18 protein-coding genes are annotated in these 17,739 nt (G+C 68.8%); 14 read left to right on the top strand and 4 right to left on the bottom strand.

Annotation, left to right across the window (positions count from 1 at the left end):
* Positions 1-304: 304 nt before the first annotated feature.
* The 10 genes from mutS to VO99_RS24855 all read left to right on the top strand — a co-directional run bounded on the left by mutS (position 305) and on the right by VO99_RS24855 (position 10,374).
* Positions 305-2,869, top strand: a complete 2,565-nt coding sequence (mutS, locus tag VO99_RS24810) for a DNA mismatch repair protein MutS (RefSeq protein WP_046115662.1) — start codon at positions 305-307, stop codon at positions 2,867-2,869.
* Positions 2,866-3,705 (top strand): proteasome-type protease, encoded by an 840-nt coding sequence (locus VO99_RS24815; protein ID WP_046115637.1) that lies wholly within the window; start codon positions 2,866-2,868, stop codon positions 3,703-3,705. Before mutS ends, VO99_RS24815 begins: the two co-directional genes overlap by 4 nt.
* An 18-nt stretch (positions 3,706-3,723) precedes the next feature.
* Positions 3,724-4,524 (top strand): alpha/beta hydrolase, encoded by an 801-nt coding sequence (locus VO99_RS24820; protein WP_046115638.1) that lies wholly within the window; start codon positions 3,724-3,726, stop codon positions 4,522-4,524.
* Positions 4,525-4,622: 98 nt separating this feature from the next.
* Positions 4,623-6,272: a CTP synthase gene (gene pyrG / locus VO99_RS24825; protein ID WP_046115663.1), complete on the top strand. Its 1,650-nt coding sequence runs from the start codon at positions 4,623-4,625 to the stop codon at positions 6,270-6,272.
* Positions 6,269-7,126 carry a 3-deoxy-8-phosphooctulonate synthase gene (gene kdsA, locus VO99_RS24830; RefSeq protein ID WP_046115639.1) on the top strand — a complete coding sequence of 286 codons (858 nt, stop codon included), beginning with the start codon at positions 6,269-6,271 and terminating at the stop codon, positions 7,124-7,126. The genes pyrG and kdsA overlap by 4 nt, the downstream gene beginning before the upstream one ends.
* A 17-nt stretch (positions 7,127-7,143) precedes the next feature.
* Entirely contained in the window at positions 7,144-7,434 is a 291-nt protein-coding gene (locus tag VO99_RS24835) for a DUF1330 domain-containing protein (RefSeq protein WP_046115640.1), read from the top strand.
* 38 nt (positions 7,435-7,472) lie between these two features.
* Positions 7,473-8,759: a phosphopyruvate hydratase gene (gene eno, locus VO99_RS24840; RefSeq protein WP_046115641.1), complete on the top strand. Its 1,287-nt coding sequence runs from the start codon at positions 7,473-7,475 to the stop codon at positions 8,757-8,759.
* A 24-nt stretch (positions 8,760-8,783) separates the two neighbouring features.
* On the top strand, positions 8,784-9,062 hold the full coding sequence (gene ftsB / locus VO99_RS24845) for a cell division protein FtsB (protein WP_046115642.1): 279 nt from the start codon (positions 8,784-8,786) through the stop codon (positions 9,060-9,062).
* Positions 9,063-9,076: 14 nt separating this feature from the next.
* Entirely contained in the window at positions 9,077-9,703 is a 627-nt protein-coding gene (pnuC, locus tag VO99_RS24850; RefSeq protein WP_046115643.1) for a nicotinamide riboside transporter PnuC, read from the top strand.
* Positions 9,700-10,374, top strand: a complete 675-nt coding sequence (locus VO99_RS24855; protein WP_052736619.1) for an AAA family ATPase — start codon at positions 9,700-9,702, stop codon at positions 10,372-10,374. Before pnuC ends, VO99_RS24855 begins: the two co-directional genes overlap by 4 nt.
* 37 nt (positions 10,375-10,411) lie before the next feature.
* Here VO99_RS24855 and hslO read toward each other — a convergent pair whose 3' ends face one another.
* Complete coding sequence (gene hslO, locus VO99_RS24860; protein WP_046115644.1) at positions 10,412-11,368, bottom strand: Hsp33 family molecular chaperone HslO; 957 nt, start codon at positions 11,366-11,368, stop codon at positions 10,412-10,414.
* A 50-nt stretch (positions 11,369-11,418) separates the two neighbouring features.
* On the opposite strand from hslO, the gene VO99_RS24865 reads away from it, so the two are divergent.
* The 3 genes from VO99_RS24865 (at position 11,419) to VO99_RS24875 (ending at position 13,938) form a co-directional block, all read left to right on the top strand.
* Positions 11,419-12,210, top strand: a complete 792-nt coding sequence (locus tag VO99_RS24865) for a ferritin-like domain-containing protein (protein WP_046115645.1) — start codon at positions 11,419-11,421, stop codon at positions 12,208-12,210.
* 87 nt (positions 12,211-12,297) lie between these two features.
* A complete protein-coding gene (locus VO99_RS24870; protein ID WP_046115646.1) occupies positions 12,298-13,164 on the top strand; it encodes a basic amino acid ABC transporter substrate-binding protein in 867 nt (288 codons plus the stop codon).
* 21 nt (positions 13,165-13,185) lie between these two features.
* Positions 13,186-13,938, top strand: a complete 753-nt coding sequence (locus tag VO99_RS24875) for an amino acid ABC transporter permease (RefSeq protein WP_046115647.1) — start codon at positions 13,186-13,188, stop codon at positions 13,936-13,938.
* Positions 13,939-13,954: 16 nt separating this feature from the next.
* Here the strand turns inward: VO99_RS24875 and VO99_RS24880 are convergent, their stop codons facing one another.
* Positions 13,955-14,557, bottom strand: coding sequence for a MarC family protein (locus VO99_RS24880; RefSeq protein ID WP_046115648.1), 603 nt, complete (start codon positions 14,555-14,557; stop codon positions 13,955-13,957).
* Between the two features lie 211 nt (positions 14,558-14,768).
* Between VO99_RS24880 and VO99_RS24885 the strand changes: the two genes are divergently transcribed.
* On the top strand, positions 14,769-15,734 hold the full coding sequence (locus VO99_RS24885) for a porin (protein ID WP_046115649.1): 966 nt from the start codon (positions 14,769-14,771) through the stop codon (positions 15,732-15,734).
* Between the two features lie 99 nt (positions 15,735-15,833).
* Here the strand turns inward: VO99_RS24885 and xerD are convergent, their stop codons facing one another.
* Together xerD and VO99_RS30575 are read right to left on the bottom strand one after the other, a co-directional pair.
* Positions 15,834-16,736: a site-specific tyrosine recombinase XerD gene (gene xerD, locus VO99_RS30570; protein ID WP_046115650.1), complete on the bottom strand. Its 903-nt coding sequence runs from the start codon at positions 16,734-16,736 to the stop codon at positions 15,834-15,836.
* Entirely contained in the window at positions 16,733-17,650 is a 918-nt protein-coding gene (locus VO99_RS30575; protein ID WP_046115665.1) for a tripartite tricarboxylate transporter substrate binding protein BugE, read from the bottom strand. The genes xerD and VO99_RS30575 overlap by 4 nt, the downstream gene beginning before the upstream one ends.
* Positions 17,651-17,739 lie beyond the last annotated feature (89 nt).

Below are 17,739 nucleotides of genomic sequence, written 5' to 3' on the forward strand. Positions count from 1 at the left end.
GCCCATGCGTTCCGGGGGGATGGACGACCGCCGCGCCTTCGCCGTCCGTTAACTACTTCGCGGATTGCAGGCTACAGGGCCGGCGGCGGCGTCGCGTGGCAGCGCCATGGAGGGGCAAGCCCGAGCATGCGATGATCGCCGCCCCTTCCGGGCCGGGCGCGGCGTGGCCACGGCGCCTTGTGCTCCACCAAGCCGGTTGCCTGCGGCCCTGGTTGCTGATCACCGCAGGCGAATCCACGTGCACCCCGAGAAAACGCTGGCCGATCGACCGGTCGCCCGGGCCGACCTGTCGGCCCATACCCCCATGATGGCCCAGTACCTCGGCATCAAGGCGGACTTCCCCGACACGCTCGTCTTCTACCGGATGGGCGACTTCTACGAGCTGTTCTTCGACGACGCCCGCAAGGCCAACCGGCTGCTCGACATCACGTTGACCACCCGTGGCCAGAGCGCCGGCGAGCCGGTGGTGATGGCCGGCGTGCCGGTGCACTCGGTGGAAAGCTACCTCGCCAAGCTCATCCGCATGGGCGAGGCGGTGGCCATCGCCGAGCAGGTGGGCGACGTGGCCACCGCCAAGGGGCCGGTGGAGCGCAAGGTGGTGCGGGTGGTCACCCCCGGCACGGTGACCGACACCGAGCTGCTGTCCGAGCGGGTGGACAGCCTGCTGCTGGCCATCGCCCGCAAGCCCGCCGGCTTCGGGCTGGCCTGGCTGGGCCTGTCGAGCGGGCAGCTGGGCCTGACCGAATGCAGCGAGCGCGAGCTGCCCGCCTGGCTGGCCCGGCTGGACGCGGCCGAGATCCTGGTCGACGGCGCGGCCGAGCTGCCGCCCTGCGTGCGCGCCAGCGGCGCCGCCCTCACCCACCGGCCGGCCTGGCAGTTCGACGGCGCACTCGGCGCGCGCAAGCTGTGCGCGCAGCTCAAGGTGGCCAGCCTGGCGGGCTTCAACGCGCAGTCGCTGGCCATGGCGCATGCCGCAGCCGCCGCGCTGCTGAGCTTCGCCGAGCACACGCAGAGCCAGTCGCTGGCCCATGTGCAGACGCTGACGGTGGAAAGCGCCAGCGATCTGCTCGACCTGCCCCCGGCCACCCACCGCAACCTGGAGCTGACGCAGACGCTGCGCGGCGAGACCCATCCCACGCTGCTGTCGCTGCTGGACACCTGCAAGAGCGGCATGGGCAGCCGCGCCCTGCGCCATTGGCTGACGCATCCGCTGCGCGACCGCACGGTGGCCATGGCGCGGCACGACGCGATCGCGGCACTGATCGCCAGCGACGGCTTCGAGCCGCTGCGCGACGCGCTGCGCCACATCTGCGACGTCGAGCGCATCACCTCGCGCGTGGCGCTGCGGCGGGTGCGGCCGCGCGAGCTCTCGGGCCTGCGCGGCACGCTGGCCACGCTGCCTGCGTTGCGCGCCGCGGTGCCGCCCGGCGGCGCGGCGCTGCTGGACGAGCTGCGCGAGGCGCTGTCGCCCGATCCCGCGCTGGCCATGCTGCTGACCACCGCCATCGCCGAGGAGCCGGCCGTCCTGCTGCGCGACGGCGGCGTGATCGCACCCGGCTTCGATGCCGAGCTGGACGAGCTGCGCGCCATCAGCCAGAACTGCGACGCCTTTCTGCTCGACCTGGAAGCGCGCGAGCGGGCGCGCACCGGCATCGGCAACCTGCGGGTGCAGTACAACAAGGTGCACGGCTTCTACATCGAGGTGACCACGAGCGGCATCGACCGCGTGCCCGCCGACTACCAGCGCCGCCAGACGCTGAAGAATGCCGAGCGCTACATCACGCCCGAGCTCAAGGCCTTCGAGGACAAGGCGCTGTCGGCACAGGACCGCGCGCTGGCGCGCGAGAAGTGGCTCTACGACAACCTGCTGCATGCGTTGCAGCCGCACCTGGCCACGCTGGCCGCACTGGCCCGCGCGCTCAGCGGCCTGGATGCGCTGGCCGCGCTGGCCGAGCGCGCCGCCACGCTGGGCTGGTGCCGGCCGCAGTTCGTCTCGCATCCCTGCCTGGACATCGAGGCGGGCCGCCATCCGGTGGTGGAAGCCCGCCTGCGCGAGACCGGTGGCGGCGAGTTCATCGCCAACCACTGCCGGCTCGACGCCCGCACCCGGATGCTGGTGATCACCGGGCCGAACATGGGCGGCAAGAGCACCTTCATGCGCCAGGTGGCGCTGATCGCGCTGCTGGCCGCGATGGGCTCCTACGTGCCGGCCACCGCCTGCCGGCTGGGGCCGATCGACGCGATCCACACCCGCATCGGCGCGGCCGACGACCTGGCCAATGCGCAGTCCACCTTCATGCTGGAGATGACCGAGGCCGCGGCGATCGTTCACGGCGCCACGGAGCACAGCCTGGTGCTGATGGACGAGATCGGCCGCGGCACCAGCACCTTCGACGGCCTGGCGCTGGCCGGTGCCATCGCGAGCCACCTGCACGACCGCAACCGCGCCTTCACGCTGTTCGCCACCCACTATTTCGAGCTGACGGCATTCCCGGCCCGGCATGCGCAGGCGCTGAACGTGCACGTCAGCGCGGTGGAAAGCGGGCGCGACATCGTCTTCCTGCACGAGATCGAGCCCGGCCCTGCCAGCCGCAGCTACGGCGTGCAGGTGGCTCAGCTGGCCGGCATGCCGAAGTCGCTGATCCGCCAGGCGCGGCAGGCGCTCGAGGCGCTGGAAGCGCAGCAGCAGGCCGGCAGCGCGCAGGTGGACCTGTTCGCGCCGCCGCCCGCCCCGCCCGCCCCCGCCACCAGCGCGGTGGAGGAGGCGCTGGCCGATCTTCAGCCTGATACCCTGTCGCCCCGCGAGGCTTTGGATGCGCTGTACCGGCTCAAGGCTCTACTGAACTCCACAACCGACAACACGCCATGACTTACTGCGTCGGCATCCGGCTGAACGCCGGATTGGTCTTCCTGTCCGACTCTCGCACCAACGCGGGCCTGGACCACATCAGCACCTACCGCAAGATGATCATCTACGAGAAGGCGGACGACCGCTTCATGGTGCTGCTGTCGGCCGGCAACCTGAGCATCTCGCAGTCGGTGCGGGAGATGCTGCAGGTGGAGAAGATCGACGGCCCGGTGATCAACGGCAAGGAGACCGAGCCCATCACCATCTGGAACGCCACCAGCATGTTCGATGCGGCCCGCGTGCTCGGCGCCACCGTGCGCCGCGTGTTCGAGCAGGACGGCCGGGCGCTGAAGAACGCCGGCATCGACTTCAATGCCAGCTTCATCTTCGGCGGCCAGATCAAGGGCGAGGCGATGCGCCTGTTCCTGGTGTACTCGGCCGGCAACTTCATCGAGGCCACCGGCGAGACCTGCTACTACCAGGTGGGCGAGAGCAAGTACGGCAAGCCCATCCTCGACCGCGTGATCACGCCCAGCACGCCGCTGAACCAGGCCGCCAAGTGCGCGCTGGTGTCGATGGATTCCACGCTGAAGTCCAACCTGTCGGTGGGCCTGCCGCTGGACCTGCTGGTGTACCGGGAAGGCCAGTTCAAGAGCGACGACATCGTCTGCATCGACGACAAGAACCCCTACTTCCGCATGATCCACGAGACCTGGGGCCAGCGGCTGCACGAGGTGTTCCAGGGCATCGACGACCCGCGCTGGGACGGCGGCGACAGCGCCCATCCGATGATGGTGCGCAGTGCCCGCTACGAGCCGATGCGCAAGATCACCCACCCGGGCGAGCGCATCCTGTAAGCCGGCCGCGCCCGCGCCATGCCCGGCACCATCGTCTTCTCGCACGCCAACAGCTTTCCGGCCGGCACCTACCGCGTGATGTTCGAGCGCTGGCGCGCGGCCGGCTGGCGCGTGGTGGCGCTCGACCGCTTCGGCCACGACCCGGCCTACCCGGTCACCAGCAACTGGCCGCACCTGCGCGACCAGCTCATCCACTTCATCGAGCGCGAAGTGCCGTCCGCCGAACGGCCGCCGGTGCTGGTGGGCCATTCGCTGGGCGGCCTGCTCAGCGTGCTGGCCGCCTGCCGACGGCCCGAGCTGGCGCGCGGCCTGGTGCTGCTCGATTCCCCCATCGTCACCGGCTGGCGCGCGCACAGCCTGCGGGCGGTCAAGGCGGCCCGGCTGCTGCCGCGCATCTCGCCCGGCCGCATCGCGCAGCGCCGCCGCTATGAATGGCCCAACCGCGAGGCGGTGCACAAGCACTTCGCCAGCAAGCATGTGTTCGCGCGCTGGGACGAGCGGGTGCTGGCCGACTACGTGGCCGCCGGCTTCACCGAGGCCGGCGAGAAGACGGTGCTGGCCTTCCAGCGCGAGGTGGAGACCCGCATCTACAACACGCTGCCGCACCACCTGGGCACGCTGCTGCGGCGCCATCCGCTGCGCTGCCCGGTGGGCTTCATCGCCGGCACGCAGTCGGTGGAGATGCGCCAGGGCGGCACCGAGGCCGCGCGGGCGCTGGCCCGCGAGCGCTTCGTGTGGACCGAAGGCTCGCACCTGTATCCGATGGAAAAGCCCGAGGCCACCGCCGATGAAGTGCTGAGGCTGGCGGCCACCTTCTGAGTGCACCCGAAAGGCGGAAGCGCCATGGCCTTCGCCTACAATCGCGCTTTACCAGCATGGCATTCGCGCGGCCCCGCGTCGGCCGAATGCAGCACGACATGACCAAGTTCGTCTTCGTCACCGGTGGCGTGGTGTCCTCGCTCGGCAAGGGCATCGCTTCGGCCTCCCTGGCTGCGATCCTCGAATCCCGCGGCCTCAAGGTGACCCTCATCAAGCTCGACCCGTACCTGAACGTCGATCCAGGCACGATGAGCCCGTTCCAGCACGGCGAGGTGTTCGTCACCGACGACGGTGCCGAGACCGACCTCGACCTCGGCCACTACGAGCGCTTCATCAGCACGCGGATGAAGCGGGCCAACAACTTCACCGCCGGCCAGATCTACAAGACCGTGCTCGAGAAGGAACGCCGCGGCGACTACCTCGGCAAGACGGTGCAGGTCATCCCGCACGTCACCAACGAGATCCAGGACTTCGTGCGGCGCGGCGCAGCCAACGTCGACGTGGCCATCGTCGAGATCGGCGGCACGGTGGGCGACATCGAGTCGCTGCCCTTCCTCGAAGCCGTGCGGCAGCTGAGCCTGCGCTCGGGCGCCAACAACTCGGCCTTCGTGCACCTGACCTACGTGCCCTACATCGCGGCCGCCGGCGAGCTGAAGACCAAGCCCACGCAGCACACGGTCGAGAAGATGCGCGCCATCGGCATCCAGCCCGATGCGCTGCTGTGCCGCGCCGACCGCGCGGTGCCCGACGAGGAGCGCGACAAGATCTCGCTGTTCACCAACGTGGCGCCGGCCGGTGTCATCTCCATGTGGGACGTGGACACCATCTACAAGGTGCCGCGCATGCTGCATGAGCAGGGCCTGGACGAGCTGATCTGCATGAAGCTGCAGCTGCTGACCAAGCCCGCCGACCTGCGGCGCTGGGACAAGCTGGTCAACGAGGTGGAACACCCGAAGCACGAGGTGACCATCGCGATGTGCGGCAAGTACACCGACCTGTCGGACTCGTACAAGTCGCTGAACGAGGCACTGCGCCATGCCGGCATCCACAACCATGCCCGCGTGAAGATCGAGTACGTCGACGCCGAGAGCCTGGAAGAGAGCAACGCCGACGTGCTGGCCAAGTACGACGCCATCCTGGTGCCCGGCGGCTTCGGCAAGCGCGGCGTGGAAGGCAAGATCCTGGCGGCGCAGTACGCGCGTGAACACAAGATCCCCTACCTGGGCATCTGCCTGGGCATGCAGGTGGCCACCATCGAGGTGGCGCGCCACCTGGCCGGCCTGGAGAACGCCAACAGCACCGAGTTCGATGCCGCCACGCCGCATCCCGTCATCGCGCTGATCGACGAGTGGCAGGACAGCGACGGCACCATCCAGAAGCGCGATGCCAACTCCGACCTGGGCGGCACGATGCGCCTGGGCGCGCAAAGCTCCGACGTGGCACCCGGCACGCTGGCCTGGCAGATCTACGGCCCGGTGGTGACCGAGCGGCACCGCCACCGCTACGAGGCCAACGAGCACTACCTGGACCGGCTGCGCAACGCCGGCCTGGTGATCTCGGCCATCACCCAGCGCGAGAAGCTGACCGAGATCGTCGAGCTGCCGCAGGACGTGCACCCGTGGTTCGTCGGCGTGCAGTTCCACCCTGAGTTCAAGAGCACGCCGTGGGACGGCCATCCGCTGTTCACCAGCTACGTGAAGGCGGCGCTGGAGCACAAGACCGAAGGCGCGCAAAAGGAAGCAGCATGAAGCTCTGCGGTTTCGACATCGGGCTGGACAAGCCCTTCTTCCTGATCGCCGGCCCCTGCGTCATCGAGAGCGAACAGCTCCAGATGGACGTGGCCGGCCGCCTGAAGGAGATGACCACCGCGCTGGGCATCCCCTTCATCTTCAAGTCCAGTTTCGACAAGGCCAACCGCTCCAGCGGCAGCACCTTCCGCGGCCCGGGCATGGACAAGGGCCTGGAGATCCTGGCCAAGGTCAAGCGCGAGCTGAACGTGCCGGTGCTGACCGACGTGCACAACGAGGAAGACGTGCCCGCCGTGGCCGCGGTGGTCGATGTGCTGCAGACGCCCGCCTTCCTGTGCCGCCAGACCGATTTCATCCGTGCGGTGGCTCAGAGCGGCAAGCCGGCGAACATCAAGAAGGGCCAGTTCCTGGCGCCGGGCGACATGAAGAACGTGATCCAGAAGGCCCGCGACGCCGCGCGCGAGAAGGGCCTGCCGGAAGACGCCTTCATGGCCTGCGAGCGCGGCGTGAGCTTCGGCTACAACAACTTGGTGTCCGACATGCGCAGCCTGGCGATCATGCGCGACACGAATGCGCCGGTCGTCTTCGATGCCACCCACAGCGTGCAGCTGCCGGGAGGCCAGGGCACCAGCAGCGGCGGCCAGCGGGAGTTCGTGCCCGTGCTGTCGCGTGCCGCGGTGGCCGTGGGCATCGCGGGCCTGTTCATGGAGACGCACCCCGACCCGGCCAACGCGATGAGCGACGGCCCGAATGCGGTGCCGCTCAAGCACATGAAGGCGCTGCTGGAGCAGCTGGTCGCGCTCGACCGCGTGATCAAGGCCCAGCCGCTGCTCGAGAACGACTTCTCCTGCTGACTACACGAGCCCGCCGCATGCCCAGCGCCTACATCATTGCCCACGTCGACGTCACCGACCCGACCCAGTACGAAGACTACAAGCGGCTGTCCAGCCTGGCGATGCAGGCCCACGGCGCCGAGGTGTGCGTGCGCGGCGGCCGCGTCGAGGTGCTGGAGGGCGACTGGTCGCCCACCCGCATCGTGGTGCTGAAGTTCCCGAGCCCGCAGCAGGCCCGCGCGTTCTACGACTCGACCGAATACGGCCAGGCCCGTGCCGCGCGCGAAGGTGCGGCGGTGATGCGCATGGTGATGGTCGAAGGCGTCTGAAGAAGTATTCCCATCCAATCGATCTTGAGGAGAACCCCATGAGTGCCATCGTCGACATCGTCGGCCGAGAGATTCTCGACAGCCGCGGCAACCCGACCGTCGAATGCGACGTGCTGCTGGAAAGCGGCACGATGGGCCGTGCGGCGGTGCCGAGCGGCGCCTCCACCGGCTCGCGCGAGGCCATCGAGCTGCGCGACGGCGACAAGGGCCGCTACCTGGGCAAGGGCGTGCTGCGCGCGGTGGAGCACGTCAATACCGAGATCAGCGAAGCCGTGCTGGGCCTGGACGCTTCCGAGCAGGCCTTCCTCGACAAGACGCTGATCGACCTCGACGGCACCGACAACAAGAGCCGCCTGGGCGCCAATGCGATGCTGGCGGTGAGCATGGCCGTGGCCCGCGCCGCGGCCGAGGAATCGGGCCTGCCGCTGTACCGCTACTTCGGCGGCATGGGCGGCATGAGCCTGCCGGTGCCGATGATGAACGTCATCAACGGCGGCGCGCACGCCAACAACAGCCTGGACCTGCAGGAGCTGATGATCATCCCCGTGGGCGCGCCGAGCTTCCGCGAGGCGGTGCGCTGGGGCGCCGAGACCTTCCATGCGCTGAAGAAGATCATCGGCGACAAGGGCCTGCCCACCGCCGTGGGCGACGAAGGCGGCTTCGCGCCCAGCGTCGAGAGCCATGAGGCCGCGATCCAGATGATCCTGCAGGCCATCGAGACCGCCGGCTACAAGCCGGGCGAGCAGATCGCGCTGGGCCTGGACTGCGCCGCCAGCGAGTTCTATCACGACGGCAAGTACGTGCTGGAAGGCGAAGGCGGCATCAAGCTGGCCGCCGCCGAGTGGACCGACATGCTGGCCGCCTGGTGCGACAAGTACCCGATCGTCTCGATCGAGGACGGCATGCACGAAGGCGACTGGGACGGCTGGAAGCTGCTGACCGACCGCCTGGGCAAGAAGGTGCAGCTGGTGGGCGACGACCTGTTTGTCACCAACACCAAGATCCTAAAGGAAGGCATCGACAAGGGCATCGCCAACTCGATCCTCATCAAGATCAACCAGATCGGCACGCTGACCGAGACCTTCGCCGCCATCGAGATGGCCAAGCGCGCGGGCTACACCGCCGTCATCAGCCACCGCTCGGGCGAGACCGAGGACTCCACCATCGCCGACATCGCGGTGGGCACCAATGCCGGCCAGATCAAGACCGGCTCGATGAGCCGCTCGGACCGCATGGCCAAGTACAACCAGCTGCTGCGCATCGAGGAAGACCTGGGCGACGTGGCCAGCTACCCGGGCAAGTCGGCGTTCTACAACGTCCGCTGACCGACCCCGGCGGCGCTGCGCATCATGCGGTGGATCACCCTCGGGCTGCTGGCGCTGCTGGCGCTGGTGCAGGCCGAACTCTGGTTCGGCAAGGGGGGCATGCCGTATGCGGTCGCGCTGCAGACGCAGCTCGAATCGCAGAAGGCCGCCAACCGGGTGGCCACGCTGCGCAACGAGCAGCTGGCCGCCGAAGTCTCCGACCTGAAGGAAGGCCTGGAGATGGTCGAGGAGAAGGCCCGCGCCGAGCTGGGCATGGTCAAGCCTGACGAGATCCTCGTCCAGGTGGCCACCCAGCGCCGCTAGCCGCGGCCCGCCCGATGGACGCCTTGCAGGCCGCCTGGGCCGCGGCATTCGCGCCTGCCTTCAGCGCCTGGGGCAGCCCGGTCAGCCGGGCCGAGATCCTGGCCTTTGGCCTGGCGGTATGGATGGTGGCGCTGAACATGCGCGTCAATCCGCTGGCTTGGCCGCTGGCGATCGCCAGCTCGGCGCTGTATGGCGCCCTGTTCATGGAATACGGCTTGTACGGCGAGGCCGCACTGCAACTGGTGTTCATCGCCGTGGCCGGCTGGGGCTGGTGGCAGTGGCTCCATGGCCGGCAGGCCGATGGCGCGGCGCTGCGGGTTCGCCACCTCGCCAGCCGCGGCCGCTGGCTGGCGCTGGCCTTGACGCTGGCCGCCTGGCCCGCGGTGGGCTGGCTGCTGCTGCGTTACACCGACAGCACCGTGCCCTGGCTGGACGCACTGCCCACCGTGGGCAGCCTGGCCGGCCAGTGGCTGCTGGCGCGGCAGTACGTGGAGAACTGGCCCGCCTGGGTGCTGGTGAACCTGGTGAGCGTGGCGCTGTTCGCCACCAAGGGCCTGTGGCTCACGGTGCTGCTGTATGCGCTGTTCACGCTGCTGGCGGTGGCCGGCTGGCGCGGCTGGGCACGGCGCGCGGCCGCATGAAGCAGCCTGCCCGCGTCATCGCGCTGCTGGGCGCGGAAAGCACCGGCAAGACCGACCTGGCCCGCGCGCTGGCGCAGCAGCTGCAAAGGCTGCAGCCCTGCACCTGGGTGCCCGAATACCTGCGCGAATGGTGCGATGCGCAGGGCCGCACGCCTGAACCACAGGAACAGCAGCACATCGCCGCCGAGCAACAGCGGCGCATCGAGGCGGCGCTGGCCCGGTCGCCCGACATGCTGGTGGTGGCCGACACCACGCCGCTGATGACGGCGGTGTACAGCCAGTTCGTGTTCGACGATCGCAGCCTGCATGCCGAGGCGCTGCGCTGGCAGCGGGAGGTGGTGGGCCTGACGCTGCTGACCGCACTCGACCTGCCCTGGCTGTCCGACGGCCTGCAGCGCGACGGCCCGCAGGTGCGGGAGCCGGTGGACGCCCTCATTCGCGACGCGCTGGCCGAAGCCGGCATCGCCTATGGCGTGGTGCATGGCGAAGGTGCGGCCCGGGTGGCGGCCGCGCTGCGGGCGGTGGGCCGGTGGCGGCCCGAGCTGGCCGCGGCGGCCGCACTGCCATCCCCTGAAGGCGAGGCCGGCAGCGGCAGCCGGGTGCGCTGGCGCAGTCGCTGCCTGGACTGCCTGGATCCGGACTGCGAAAGGCTGCTGCACCCGCTGCCCTGAGGCCGCGCGCCCACCGGCGGGCGGGTGTGCCGCGGTTTCAGTGCACTGCGGAGGTCGGCGGCAGCTGGTCCCGCTCCGGCGTGAACAGCCCGCCCACGTCCACGCGGTCGAAGTGGTACTGCAGCCCGCAGAACTCGCAGCCGATCTCCACGTCCGTGCCACGTTCCTCGAGGATGCTGTCGATCTCCTCGCGGCCCAGGCCCTTGAGCATCGCGCCTACGCGCTCACGCGAGCATGAGCAGGCAAAGCGCGGGTGTTGTGGCTCAAAGCGCAGCACGCGCTCTTCCCAGAACAGCCGGCGCAGCACCGTGTCGGCATCCAGCGTCAGCAGCTCTTCCTGGGTCAGCGTGGCAGCCAGGTGGCTGATGCGGTTGAAGGCCTCGTTGATGCCGATCTCGTCCTCGTTGCGCGCGCCGAGGTTGCCCTCGCCTTCGACCGGCAGCCGCTGGATCAGCAGCCCGGCGGCGATCTCGTCGTTGGCCGCCAGGATCAGCCGGGTGTCCAGCTGCTCCGACTGCAGCATGTAGTGCTCCAGCACCTCGCTCACCTTCTGCAACGGCTCGCGGTGGTCGCCATGCAGCGCCACCACGCCCTGGTAGGGCTGCTGGCCGGGCTGCTTGTCCGCCGGATCCAGCGTGATGGCGCAGCGGCCCTGGCCTTGCACATTGACCATCGCGGCCAGCTGCGCATCGTCGGCCACCTCGCCCACCACCTTGGCGGTGGCCCGGAAGCGCAGGTCGGGCTGGGCTTCCACCACGGCCAGCTTCACCGGGCCATCGCCGTAGATCTGCATCACCAGCGCGCCCTCGAACTTGATGTTCGACTGCATCAGCACGCCGGCCGCGGCCATCTCGCCGAGCAGCGCACGCACCGGCGGCGGATAGGCGCCCAGCGTCTCGCGCCGGCGCAGCACCTCGCGCCAGTCGCCGGTCAGGCGCACCAGCATGCCCCGCACCGGCAGGCCTTCGAACAAGAACTTGTGCAACTCACTCATCACCGGTGTCCCGAACGGGCCGCAAAGGCCCAAAGGGCAGAATTGTAGGAATGGAGCTTCGACAGCAAGCGTTGCGGGTCTTGAGCCTGCCCGACCCGGTGCACAAGGCCGAGGCCGCGCGCGCGCTGCAACAGGCCGCGCCGGAGCTGCCGCTGGACACCTCCGCCGTGCTGGCCGAACCGCCCGGCCTGCCCGGCCGCCCTGCCCGCCCGCGACTGGTGCCGCACACCAGCCTGCCGCGCCGCTCGCCCTTCACGCTGGAAGGCCGGGCCGCGCTGCTGCATGCCATCGCTCACATCGAACTCAATGCCATCGATCTGGCGATGGACGCGGTGTGGCGCTTCGCCGGCATGCCCGCGCTGTTCTACCAGGACTGGCTGCGCGTGGCCGCGGAGGAGGCGCTGCACTTCACGCTGCTGCGCGAGCACCTGCTGTCGATGGGTCACGACTACGGCAGCTTCGACGCCCACGACGGCCTGTGGTCCATGACCTGGCGCACCCGGCATGACGTGATCGCGCGCATGGCCCTGGTGCCGCGCACGCTGGAGGCCCGCGGGCTAGATGCCACGCCGCCGCTGCAGGCCAAGCTGGCCAAGGCGGGGGATGCCCGCGCGGTGGCCATCCTCGACGTGATCCTGCGCGACGAGGTGGGCCATGTGGCGGTGGGCAATCGCTGGTACCGCTGGCTGTGCGAACGCCATGCGCTGGAGCCGGTGGCGCACTACGCCCGGCTGGTGCGCGAGCATCAGGCGCCGCGTCTGCGGCCGCCGTTCAACCGGGCCGCACGCGAGGCGGCGGGCTTCACCGCCGAGGAACTGGCCGAGCTGGAAAGGCTGCCCTGAAGCGGCTTGGAACAGGGCTTGCGAGCATCGGGCGGGCACATCCTGCCTCGTACACTCCCGCCACCATTTTCATCCTGCACCATTCCCATGACTGATCTTTCCACCCGCCGTTTCCTGCAACGTGTCGGCATGCTGGCCGCCGGCCTGGTGCTGGCCGCCTGCGGCAAGCAGGAGCCGCCCGCACCCGCCCCCGTGGCCTCGGCACCCGAGGCCGCTTCGGCACCCGCCCCCGCGCCGGCCAAGGTCTACACCGTGGGTACCGACGCCGCCTATGCGCCTTTCGAGTCGCAGAACGACAAGGCCGAGATCGTCGGCTTCACCATCGACGTGATGAGCGCCGTGGCCCAGAAGGGCGGCTTCGAGGTGAAGTTCGTCAACACGCCGTGGGAAGGCATCTTCAACGCGCTGCAGCAGGGCGACCGCGACATGCTGGCCTCGTCCATCACCATCACCGACGAGCGCAAGCAGACCATGGACTTCAGCGCGCCTTACTTCGACGCGGTGCAGCTGATCGCCGTCAAGCAGGACAGCAAGGTCGCCAAGTTCGACGACCTCAAGAAGATGAAGGTGGGCGTGCAGACCGGCACCACCGGCGACGAGGTGGTCACCAAGCTGCTGGGCAAGACCAGCGCCAACGTCAAGCGCTACGAGTCCACCCCGCTGGCGCTGAAGGAGCTGGAAGCCGGTGGCGTGGACGCGGTCGTGGCCGACAACGGCGTGGTCATCCACTACGTGGCCAACAACCCGGGCGCGCAGTTCAAGACCGTGGCCGACGCCAGCTTCGTGCCCGAGCAGTACGGCTTTGCGGTGAAGAAGGGCAATGCGGAGCTGCTGGCCCTGGTCAACAAGGGCATCGCCGACATCAAGGCCGACGGCACCTACGACAAGATCTTCGCCAAGTACTTCGGCGCCGCGCCCGCGGCCGCCGCCGCAGCGTCCGCCGCGTCGAAGTAAGCCGGTCGGAGAAGACGGGTCGTGGATCTTCGCTGGGAAATTCTGGCCGGTTACGGCCCGTTGTTCTTGTCTGGCCTGGCGATGACGGTGAAGCTCACCGTCGTGGCTATCGGCGTCGGGCTGCTGCTGGGGGTGTTCTTCGGGCTGATCAGCAGCTCGGCCGATGCGCCCCAGCCCAAGACGGCACCGCTGCGCTGGCTCCTGAAGGTGGCGCGGCTGTTCACGCTGGCCTACGTCACCTTCTTCCGCGGTACGCCGCTGTTTGTGCAGATCCTGCTCGTGCACTTCGCGGTGATGCCCACGCTGGTCCATCCCGAACACGGGCTGCTGCTGGCCGGCGAGGCGGCCCGCGGCTTCCGCCAGGAATACGGCGCGTTCTTCTCCGGCGCGCTGGCGCTCACGCTGAACGCCGGCGCCTACATCTCCGAGATCTTCCGCGCCGGCATTCTCAGCATCCATCGCGGCCAGACCCAGGCCGCCTACAGCGTGGGCCTGACCCATGCGCAGGCGATGCGCCACGTGATCCTGCCGCAGGCCTTCCGTCGCATGATGCCGGCGCTGGTCAACGAGGGCGTGACGCTGATCAAGGACTCGTCCCTGGTCTCGGCCATCGGCCTGGCCGAGCTGGCGCTGGCGGCCCGCACCGTGGCGGGCGCCTATTCCCGCTACTGGGAGCCCTACCTGCTGATCTCCGCGGTCTATCTGGTGCTCACCCTGCTGCTGGCCGGCCTGGCCAAGCGGCTCGAGGCGCCGGCCCATCTGCGCGGCAGGTGAGCTCAGGCGGTGCCGCTCAGGTGCCGAAGAAGTAGCGCTTGAGGCCGGCGAGGATCATCTCGACGGCCACGGCGGTAAGCACCAGGCCCATCAGCTTCTCGATGGCGCTGACCATCGACGCGCCCAGCAGCTTGCGCAGGCGGTCGGCCGCCAGCAGCACGATGCCGCTGATGGCCATGGCCACCGTCAGCGCGCCCACCCACTCGTGCAGCCGCTCCGGCTGGCGCGACGCCAGCAGCAGCACCGTCGCCATCGCCGACGGGCCGGCCAGCAGCGGCACCGCCAGCGGGAAGATGAACGGCTCGCGCGACTGGCCCTCGGCCGCCGCATAGATTTCGCTGCCCGAGGCGAAGATCATCCGGATCGCGATGATCAGCAGGATCACGCCGCCGGCCACCTCCAGCGAGCGCTCCGACAGGTGCATCAGCGACAGGAAGCCCTGGCCGCCCACCATGAACAGCGCCAGCACGCAGAAGGCAATCACCACCTCGCGCACGGCCACGCGGGCCCGGCGCTCGGGCGCGACGTTGCGCATCACCGAAATGAAGATCGGCAGGCTGCCGAAGGGGTCGAGCACCAGCAGCAGCAGCAGCAGTGCGGAAACGAAGGTGTGGTCCATGGGCGGCGGATTGTGCCTGCGGGCCGGTGGCTTCCGGCCCGGCCGGCGTCCCGGTGCGGCGCGGCATCCACTGTTGTTTTCTCGCCGCGCCGCGCTGCGCGGAAGCGCCCATATGCTCGTTTTCCAGCAGGCCCGCTCTTACACTTTGTCCACGGGCACTGATTCGGTTTCGAACGGTGCACAAACCGATTACCTACATCAAAGGATCTCCATGAAGCGCACCCTGATCGTTGCCGCCGTCGCTGCCCTGGGCACGAGCGCCGCTCTGGCTCAAAGCTCCGTGACCGTGTTCGGCCGTGTGAACACCAGCGTCGAGTACCAAAAAGACGTCGCCGTCGACGGCAAGCAGACCGTTCTGCAGAACAACGCTTCGCGCCTGGGCTTCAAGGGCACCGAGGACCTGGGTGGCGGCCTGAAGGCTGACTTCTACCTCGAGCACCGCTTCAACAGCGACACCGGCACCCAGTCGGGCGACTTCTGGTCCGGCGACGCCTGGGTCGGCCTGTCGGGCGGCTTCGGCAACATCCGCGCCGGTCGCCTGACCAGCGCCGCCTACTACGCCACCGCCGACTGGATTGGTCTGCACAACCACGACACCGGCACGTCGGAAGACAAGCTGTACACCTACCTGAGCCAGAACAAGAATACGGTGTCGTACCAGACCCCGAACCTGTCGGGCTTCGTGGGCGAGTTCACCGTGTCGGCTGCCGAAGGCCCGGTCGAGACCAACAAGGTCTACAACCTGGCTGGCAACTACGACGCGGGTCCCCTGCACCTGGGCGTGGGCTACGAGCACCAAGCCGGCTCGAAGGACAAGCAGCTGGCCGTGCGCGCCCTGTATGAATTCGGCGCCTTCACCGTCGGCGGCTACTACCAGCGCAGCGACCTGAACACCGACGACCTGGGCAAGCGCAACCTGTTCCGCATCGCCGGCATGTACACCCTGGGCGCTTCGGAATTCCACGCCAACGTGGGCTATGCCGACGACTGGAGCAACGCCGACGACACCTCGGCCATCCAGTGGACCCTGGCCTACAACTACAACCTGTCCAAGCGCACCAAGGTCTACGCCTTCTACACCATGGTCGACAACAAGTCGAACGCCGCCTACGGCACGGCCGCCGGCGCCGGCAAGGACCCCAGCTCCTTCGCCGTCGGCGTGCGCCACAACTTCTGATCTCCGGCTCGCCGGATCGGAATGCCAAACGGCCCCTCGGGGCCGTTTTTCATGTCCGGCCCTTTTGGGGCCGTTTGTCTTTTCGTCGTCCGCAGCGCGTCAGCCGCGCGGATGGTGCCGTGCGTGCAGCACCCGCAGCCGCTCCCGCGCCACGTGGGTGTAGATGGTGGTGGTGGAGATGTCCGCATGGCCCAGCAGCATCTGCACCGCGCGCAGGTCGGCGCCGTGGTTGAGCAGGTGGGTGGCGAAGGCATGCCGCAGGGTGTGCGGCGAGATCGGCGTGCCAATGCCGGCCGCCAGCGCATGCTTCTTCACGATGTTCCAGAACATCTGGCGCGTCATGCCTTCGCCGCGGGCGGTGACGAACAGGGCCTGGGTGCTCTGGCCCTGCAGGATGGCCGCACGGGCCTCGGCCAGGTACCGGGTGATCCAGCCGTGGGCTTCGTCGCCAAAGGGCACCAGCCGCTCCTTCGAGCCCTTGCCGATCACCCGCAGCACGCCTTCGGCCAGGCCGACCTGGATGGTCTGCAGGCCTACCAGCTCGCTCACGCGCAGGCCGCTGGCATACATCAGCTCGAGCATCGCGCGGTCGCGCAGGCCCAGCGGGCGGCCGGTGTCGGGCGCCTGCAGCAGCGCCTCCACCTGCGATTCGCTCAGCGTCTTGGGCACCCGCATCGGCTGCTTGGCGGTGCGCAGCCGCAAGGTGGGATCGGCGGCCACCAGGTGCTCGCGCAGCGCCCAGCGGTAGAAGCGCTTGAAGACCGTCAGCCGCCGGTTGGCGCTGGTGGCGCGGGAGCCGGCGTGGCGGGCCGCCACGTAGCCCAGCAGATCGGTCTCGGTGGCGGCATCGATGGCCTTCGCCGGCCCGGCGGCCAGCCAGTCGGCGCATCCCTGCAGGTCGCGGCGGTAGGCGGCCAGGCTGTTGGCGGCCAGGCCATCCTCGATCCAGAGCGCGTCGACGAAACGGTCGATCAACGCCTGGCTCTGCTCGCGCGCGGTCACTCCAGCGTCAGCTTCTGCGTCTGCACCACTTTCTTGTACACGTCGTACTCGGCGCGGATCTGCGCGGCGAATTCGTCGGGCGTGTTGAGCACCAGCAGCGAGCCGGTGTCCTCGATGCGCTTCTTCACGTCGGGCAGGTCCACCGTCTTCTTCACCGCGGCGCTGATGGCGTCCACCACGTCCTTGGGCATGCCCTTGGGGCCGAGGAAGCCGTAGTACGCCATGCGGTTGGCTGCCGGCAGGCCCACTTCCTTGAAGGTGGGCACGTTGGGCAGCACGGCCAGGCGCTGGGGCGCCGCCACCACGATGGGCACCAGCCGGCCGTCCTTGATGAAGGGCAGTGCCGACGGCAGGTTGTCGAACATGATCGGCACCTGGCCGGCCACGGTGTCGTTGAGCGCCGGGCCTGCGCCGCGGTAGGGGATGTGGGTGATGAAGGTGCCGGTCAGGCTCTTGAACAGCTCGGTCTGCAGGTGGCCGATGCCGCCTGTGCCCGAAGTGGCATAGCTGTACTTGCCCGGGTTCTTCTTGATGACCTCGAGGAAGGTCTTGTAGTCCTTCGCGGGGAACGACGGGTGCACCACGATCACGTTGGGCGTGGCCGCGATGTTGATGATGGGCGTGAAGTCGCTGACGGGGTCGTAGCCGATCTTCGGGTTGATGGCCGGGTTGGACGCGGTGGTGGACACCGTGGCCATGCCCAAGGTGTAACCGTCGGGCTTGGCGCGCACGAGTTCCAGTGCGCCAATCGAGCCGCCGCCACCGCCCTTGTTTTCCACCACCAGGTTCTGGCCCAGCGCCTGGTTGGCCTTCTCGGCCACCACGCGGGCGATGATGTCGGTGGTGCCGCCGGGCGCGAAGGGCACCACCATGCGCACCGGCTTGGTGGGATACGACTGCGCCATGGCGGGCATCGCCAGCGGCAAGAGCGACAGCGCGCCGAGCGAAGCCAGAGTCTTGAGGGTCTTGCGTTTCGTCTGAGGGATCATCGGTGCATGCTCCT

The sequence above is a fragment of the Aquincola tertiaricarbonis genome (genome assembly GCF_000969605.1).
In the GTDB taxonomy this organism is placed as follows: Bacteria; Pseudomonadota; Gammaproteobacteria; order Burkholderiales; family Burkholderiaceae_C; genus Aquincola; species Aquincola tertiaricarbonis.

Excerpts from the sequence above, each read along its gene's own strand:
- kdsA (WP_046115639.1), top strand. The coding sequence starts at position 6,269 with ATGAAGCTCTGCGGTTTCGACATCGGGCTGGACAAGCCCTTCTTCCTG.
- ftsB (WP_046115642.1), top strand. The coding sequence starts at position 8,784 with ATGCGGTGGATCACCCTCGGGCTGCTGGCGCTGCTGGCGCTGGTGCAG.
- eno (WP_046115641.1), top strand. The coding sequence starts at position 7,473 with ATGAGTGCCATCGTCGACATCGTCGGCCGAGAGATTCTCGACAGCCGC.
- hslO (WP_046115644.1), bottom strand. The coding sequence starts at position 11,368 with ATGAGTGAGTTGCACAAGTTCTTGTTCGAAGGCCTGCCGGTGCGGGGC.
- VO99_RS24815 (WP_046115637.1), top strand. The coding sequence starts at position 2,866 with ATGACTTACTGCGTCGGCATCCGGCTGAACGCCGGATTGGTCTTCCTG.
- VO99_RS24870 (WP_046115646.1), top strand. The coding sequence starts at position 12,298 with ATGACTGATCTTTCCACCCGCCGTTTCCTGCAACGTGTCGGCATGCTG.
- VO99_RS24885 (WP_046115649.1), top strand. The coding sequence starts at position 14,769 with ATGAAGCGCACCCTGATCGTTGCCGCCGTCGCTGCCCTGGGCACGAGC.
- pnuC (WP_046115643.1), top strand. The coding sequence starts at position 9,077 with ATGGACGCCTTGCAGGCCGCCTGGGCCGCGGCATTCGCGCCTGCCTTC.
- VO99_RS24835 (WP_046115640.1), top strand. The coding sequence starts at position 7,144 with ATGCCCAGCGCCTACATCATTGCCCACGTCGACGTCACCGACCCGACC.
- VO99_RS24865 (WP_046115645.1), top strand. The coding sequence starts at position 11,419 with ATGGAGCTTCGACAGCAAGCGTTGCGGGTCTTGAGCCTGCCCGACCCG.
- VO99_RS24855 (WP_052736619.1), top strand. The coding sequence starts at position 9,700 with ATGAAGCAGCCTGCCCGCGTCATCGCGCTGCTGGGCGCGGAAAGCACC.
- pyrG (WP_046115663.1), top strand. The coding sequence starts at position 4,623 with ATGACCAAGTTCGTCTTCGTCACCGGTGGCGTGGTGTCCTCGCTCGGC.
- mutS (WP_046115662.1), top strand. The coding sequence starts at position 305 with ATGATGGCCCAGTACCTCGGCATCAAGGCGGACTTCCCCGACACGCTC.
- VO99_RS30575 (WP_046115665.1), bottom strand. The coding sequence starts at position 17,650 with ATGCCCGCCATGGCGCAGTCGTATCCCACCAAGCCGGTGCGCATGGTG.
- VO99_RS24880 (WP_046115648.1), bottom strand. The coding sequence starts at position 14,557 with ATGGACCACACCTTCGTTTCCGCACTGCTGCTGCTGCTGCTGGTGCTC.
- VO99_RS24820 (WP_046115638.1), top strand. The coding sequence starts at position 3,724 with ATGCCCGGCACCATCGTCTTCTCGCACGCCAACAGCTTTCCGGCCGGC.